A 4726-nucleotide genomic window follows, 5' to 3' on the forward strand; every position below is an offset into this window, starting at 1 on the left:
CCCTTTTCCCCATTTTGATAAAGAGACACAATCATCTTCTTAAAATCAATATCATATTTAGTGGCCATATAGGATATCTCCAATCTTGATAAAGATATTCTACCAAAAGCTGTCCATAATTTATACTAGCTCCAGTATAAGAAAGGGCTATAAGGCTGGATGAACTAGATAAGATTGTTATACAAATCAAAATTGGTGTATATGCTCGTTTCGCAAACGTCCAAGCTAAAGAATAAATTATGTCTGGTCCTAAAACAAATCATCAAACACGAATCATATGTACGGTGAGTAATGTGGGAAGTAGTTTTACTATAGCTATTTTATTCGCCCCACAATTTCTGCTTTTCTAAGCTCAAAATACGCCTGAAACATAAGCAATAGTATAATTTAAATTGCTTTATTTCTAAATTTTCCCTATAATTATTAATTGCATAAGGGAGGATTTAATTTGAAACAAGAAAGTAGATTTATTAATATATTGAGTAAAGTTGCGACAGTTTTAGCAATTTTAATGTACGTTTCATATATTCCACAAATATTTAATAACTTACAAGGTGATTATGGAAATCCTGTTCAACCACTAGTGGCGGCTATTAATTGTTCATTTTGGTGTATTTATGCGTATTTTAAAGTACACCGAGATTGGCCTGTATTTTGGGCAAATTTTCCTGGAATAATATTTGGTGCAGTTGCTTTTGCAACAGCTTTGCATTAAGACATTTTTTAGGGCTGCTGAGGAAGCTTGAAAATCAGTCACTCAGTTCAAAGTTATATTTACTAAAAACTGAAGGTAATATTTAGCTTTTCTTTATGAGTTCTTCACACACTGTTAATATGATCGGTTTATGATTAGTAGAGATAAGATAGGAGGGCTCATAATGGATTTTTTTAAAGGATTAAAGTATTCGTTATTGCCAAGTGTTGCATTATGGGTTATTTTGATTTTAATGGCAAAGATAGTATTTTCTTGGATTTGAAAATGAAGGCAAATAATTCAGTTAACTAGATCAATTGCAAAAGCCATTAAATCTTGTTTAAGCCGAAACAAGATTTAATGGCTTTTTTGTTTTAGGCAGTATTTCAATAGCTAATTCTAATAAGCAATCGATAATTTTACCATTTTGCAGCAAATGTGCTGGCTCGAACTAACTGCTGATAATTATCATGATGTAATTAATTTTCCGGCTCACTAAATTTAACAGCTGTTCCATAAGCTGCAACCGACTGCATGTCCTGACCGATTGCACCGGAATCAAAACGCATCATAACAACTGCATCAGCTCCCATTTTAGCTGCATTTTTTCGTAAACGTTCAACGGCAACTCGCCGAGACTCCTCTAGCATTTTGGTATAATCCTTGATTTCACCGCCAACAATGTTCTTCAAACCAGCTCCAAGATTGCGAATCAGATTTTTGGATTGAGTAGTCATTCCAAAAACTTCGCCAATTACTTCATACTTTTTTCCAGGAATATTTTCAGTGGTAACAATTAAAACACTTTTCATGATTGATCGCACTCCTTTACTAAATTTATTGTAGAATAAAGTTAGGAATTTGGGAAAGTAATTTACTTGGAAAGAAATGAAAAATATGAAAAAGATCATCCGTTTGTTGACCTTATTGCTGTTATTTGGCCCGCTGAGTGGTTGTTCTCAGGCAGCGCTGGCTTCAAATAATAAGACACAGCAAATTCAGCAGTTGAAAAAAAATTCCAGCTCGCTTAAAAAAAAATTAGCTGTTAAAGAGTATCAGTCGGCTTCATTAAAGAAAAAATGGCAATCAGTTAAAGCCGCTCAGCAGCAGTCATCAGCTTCACTTAGCAGTCAGCCCAGCTCAAGTGCAGTATCAGCCAGTAGCTCAAGCAGTTCAGCTAATCAAGTTATTACTGGACAAGGTCAAATCATTGGTAATCGTAATTCACATATTTATCATGTTCCTAGACAAACCGGTTATAAGATGAATGCTGCCAATGCCGTTTATTTTTCAACTGAAGCTCAAGCTCAAGCAGCGGGTTATCGAAAGGCGTTAAGATGATGAAAAAAATAATAAGAATGATGTTGTTGGGATTCATGATTTATTTATTGTCGGCGGTAATCATGCCAGAACCAATTTTAGCAACCAGCAATCAGCAAAAGATTACTCGGCTTAAGCAGCAAATCAGGATAACAACCAAGAAAATCAAGTTAAAAAATCGGCAAATCAATCGCTGGCACCAAAAGCTTAAAACTTTAACAGCTGGTTCAACAATAACCGCCAACCAGCAAACAGTGACCGCAACGTCTCAGCAGTTGGCTAAGCTTAACTATAGCGGTCAAAATGAAATTACTGTTAATCACAATAATCCAGAATTTTCAGCCAGCGATCTGTCAACTGCCCACGGTGCATGGCAAACATATGGACAGTTGGATAGCCTTAATCGGGTGACGGCAGCCAATGCTTTATTAAATCAATCATTAATGCCGACAGCTAAACGGGCCGAATTGACTTGGGATCCAACTGGCTGGCACAATAAAAAAATCAAATCTGGCTGGCTATATAACCGCAGTCATTTGATTGGGTACCAATTGACAGGGCAGAATAATAATCCCCGAAACTTAATGACTGGAACTCGTGAGCTGAATGCTCCAGAGATGCTGGCTCATGAAGATGATATTGCATATTATTTGAAGCAAAATCCACATGGCTATGTTAGATATCGAGTAACACCAATTTTTCGAGGAAATGAATTGTTAGCGCGTGGCGTCCAGCTGGAAGCTCAATCAATTGGTAGTAATGAAATTCATTTTAATGTTTATATCTTTAATGTTCAGTCAGGAGTGACGCTCAATTACGCAGATGGTACCAGTCAGATTAATTAAAGGGATGAGCAAAACGAAAGTCGGACAATCAGAAATTTTCCTGTATCAAGGAGATATTACCAAACTCAGTTGTGACGCGATCGTTAATGCTGCAAATTCCAGCCTGTTAGGTGGTGGCGGGGTTGATGGTGCGATTCATCAAGCAGCCGGGCCGCAGTTGTTGGCAGCTTGTCGTAAATTGCATGGCTGTCAAACTGGAGAAGCTAAAATAACGCCTGGTTTTAAATTGCCAGCGCGCTATGTGATTCATACAGTTGGGCCAATTTATCATACAGCTTTAAAACCTGAGCAGCTCTTAGCCGCTTGTTACGTTAACTCGCTTGATTTAGCACGTCAATACCAATTAAAAAAGGTCAGCTTTTCGGCCATTTCGACCGGTGTTTATGGCTATCCCTTAAAACAAGCAGTGCCAATTGCAGTTGATACGGTTTGCCACTGGTTAAAGCAGCCTACAGTTAGTGAGTTTAAAATTATTTTTTGCTGCTATGATCAGCGAACTTATCGGGCCTATCAGAATTATCTTAAGCAACTAACAATTTGATGCCCTTGTATAAATTATAAATAAAAATCAGCAGTGTCACTAAGGCAATGATGCCAAGCAAAATAACGATCATTGCGCCAGTAATTTTCCAGGAACTGGTCGCTAATCCTGTTACTCCTAAACTAATCAGGCAGATGGTACCTAGCAGCAGCGGTAATAACTGTAGCCAGAGAGCAATCGCAGCATGGTGGCGAATAAATGGTTCATTCCTGCAGATAATCCAAATAATCAACGGGAAAATAAAGGGTGCAAATAAGATTAAGAGATAACTCAAAGAACTAACGACTTGATTTTTGGTCATAATTACCTCACTTTATTTTTTGATAGTTTAATTGTAACGTGAATAATTTTCTTTAGCAATTTTTTGAGATTTTTAGGTAGGAGTTCTTGCCATTTAAAACCTGGTTAAGTTACAATTAATTTAAAAGGGTAGGAAATGGGGATGGCTGAATGCTAATTGATTTTTTGAATGATTACTATCAAGCAGATTTAAAAAGTATTCACGATGTAGCAGGCAATCAACATCTGGTTGGCGAAAGCAGATTATATCATGCTAAGCTTTTTGTTAAGATTTTTAAAGAAAAAGAAATGTTTTATGCTGAGCAGCATGTTAATGAAGTTTATGCACCAGATGTTTATTTAGATAACGTTATTTTTGAGGACAATTATGTTGTTACTTTGCAAGACCGACAAATGCAAGAATTGGAAGATCAGCAAATTGATGGCAATTTAGCTTATCAATTTGGCAAGCTGCTGGCGGAGTTTCACAACAAGGTGACTGGTAAAGTCCTAGTCTATGAAGATCAGCGACCGTTATCTTTACAAATTAAAGCAAAAGCAGAACGGTTAAAAACTTCAGCTTATGCTGCGCCCATTTTGACAAGTTTAAATTTGCTGCAGGCGGACTTTTCGCGAGCTGATGAGGAGTATGAGCAGCTGCCCAAAGTTGTTTTGCATGGTGACTTTAGTGTTCGGAATATTATGAAATACCGAGAAAAATTAGTTCTGATTGATTTTGAGCGTTCAAAAGTTGGTGTAACTTACCAGGACTTTATTAAATTCTTTTATAATGAAGTTAAAGACCCACGTTTTCGACAACAGTTTTTAGATGGCTATGAAGCTATGCATCAATTTGAAATTCCTAGTCATGAATTGCAACGTTGTTTATTGTTGCGGTCTGCTTTGGAAATTTGTGAATATAACACCACTCACCCGAGTAAAAAATACGGAACAATGGCGCAACAAATGTTGGCAACCATTAAAAATGGTGATGCAGTCCTATCACTTTAAAAAAATTAAACAGCCGTAAAATCAGTTGAAATTATT

At 36.7% G+C, this 4726-nt stretch carries 6 protein-coding genes and 1 pseudogene; 5 read left to right on the forward strand and 2 right to left on the reverse strand.

The genetic code is table 11. The features are described from left to right. Positions 1-511 precede the first annotated feature (511 nt). Positions 512-715, forward strand: coding sequence for a hypothetical protein (locus ON15_RS09755; RefSeq protein ID WP_235720454.1), 204 nt, complete (start codon positions 512-514; stop codon positions 713-715). A gap of 458 nt (positions 716-1173) precedes the next feature. On the opposite strand, the gene ON15_RS09760 is transcribed toward ON15_RS09755, so the two are convergent. Continuing rightward, complete coding sequence (locus ON15_RS09760; RefSeq protein ID WP_010581310.1) at positions 1174-1506, reverse strand: heavy metal-binding domain-containing protein; 333 nt, start codon at positions 1504-1506, stop codon at positions 1174-1176. 385 nt (positions 1507-1891) lie between these two features. Here ON15_RS09760 and ON15_RS12355 point away from each other — a divergent pair. The 3 genes and pseudogenes from ON15_RS12355 to ON15_RS09775 all read left to right on the forward strand — a co-directional run. Next, a pseudogene (locus ON15_RS12355) lies at positions 1892-2035 on the forward strand (sunset domain-containing protein); the annotation flags it as partial. Beyond that, positions 2032-2859, forward strand: a complete 828-nt coding sequence (locus ON15_RS09770) for a DNA/RNA non-specific endonuclease (RefSeq protein WP_026049574.1) — start codon at positions 2032-2034, stop codon at positions 2857-2859. The pseudogene ON15_RS12355 and the gene ON15_RS09770, both read left to right, overlap by 4 nt. 4 nt (positions 2860-2863) lie before the next feature. Further along, positions 2864-3400 carry an O-acetyl-ADP-ribose deacetylase gene (locus ON15_RS09775; RefSeq protein WP_026049575.1) on the forward strand — a complete coding sequence of 179 codons (537 nt, stop codon included), beginning with the start codon at positions 2864-2866 and terminating at the stop codon, positions 3398-3400. Here the strand turns inward: ON15_RS09775 and ON15_RS09780 are convergent. Then, positions 3381-3701 carry a DUF4870 domain-containing protein gene (locus tag ON15_RS09780; protein ID WP_010581314.1) on the reverse strand — a complete coding sequence of 107 codons (321 nt, stop codon included), beginning with the start codon at positions 3699-3701 and terminating at the stop codon, positions 3381-3383. The genes ON15_RS09775 and ON15_RS09780 overlap by 20 nt on opposite strands. Positions 3702-3850: 149 nt before the next feature. Here ON15_RS09780 and ON15_RS09785 point away from each other — a divergent pair, with 149 nt between their 5' ends. After that, on the forward strand, positions 3851-4690 hold the full coding sequence (locus ON15_RS09785; protein WP_010581315.1) for a phosphotransferase: 840 nt from the start codon (positions 3851-3853) through the stop codon (positions 4688-4690). Positions 4691-4726: the final 36 nt, after the last annotated feature.

Origin of the sequence: Liquorilactobacillus vini DSM 20605, from assembly GCF_000255495.1 — a bacterium.
GTDB lineage: Bacteria > Bacillota > Bacilli > Lactobacillales > Lactobacillaceae > Liquorilactobacillus > Liquorilactobacillus vini.

Coding starts and splice junctions, on each gene's coding strand:
- ON15_RS09755 (WP_235720454.1), top strand. CDS start 512: ATGTACGTTTCATATATTCCACAAATATTTAATAACTTACAAGGTGAT.
- ON15_RS09760 (WP_010581310.1), bottom strand. CDS start 1,506: ATGAAAAGTGTTTTAATTGTTACCACTGAAAATATTCCTGGAAAAAAG.
- ON15_RS09770 (WP_026049574.1), top strand. CDS start 2,032: ATGATGAAAAAAATAATAAGAATGATGTTGTTGGGATTCATGATTTAT.
- ON15_RS09775 (WP_026049575.1), top strand. CDS start 2,864: ATGAGCAAAACGAAAGTCGGACAATCAGAAATTTTCCTGTATCAAGGA.
- ON15_RS09780 (WP_010581314.1), bottom strand. CDS start 3,701: ATGACCAAAAATCAAGTCGTTAGTTCTTTGAGTTATCTCTTAATCTTA.
- ON15_RS09785 (WP_010581315.1), top strand. CDS start 3,851: ATGCTAATTGATTTTTTGAATGATTACTATCAAGCAGATTTAAAAAGT.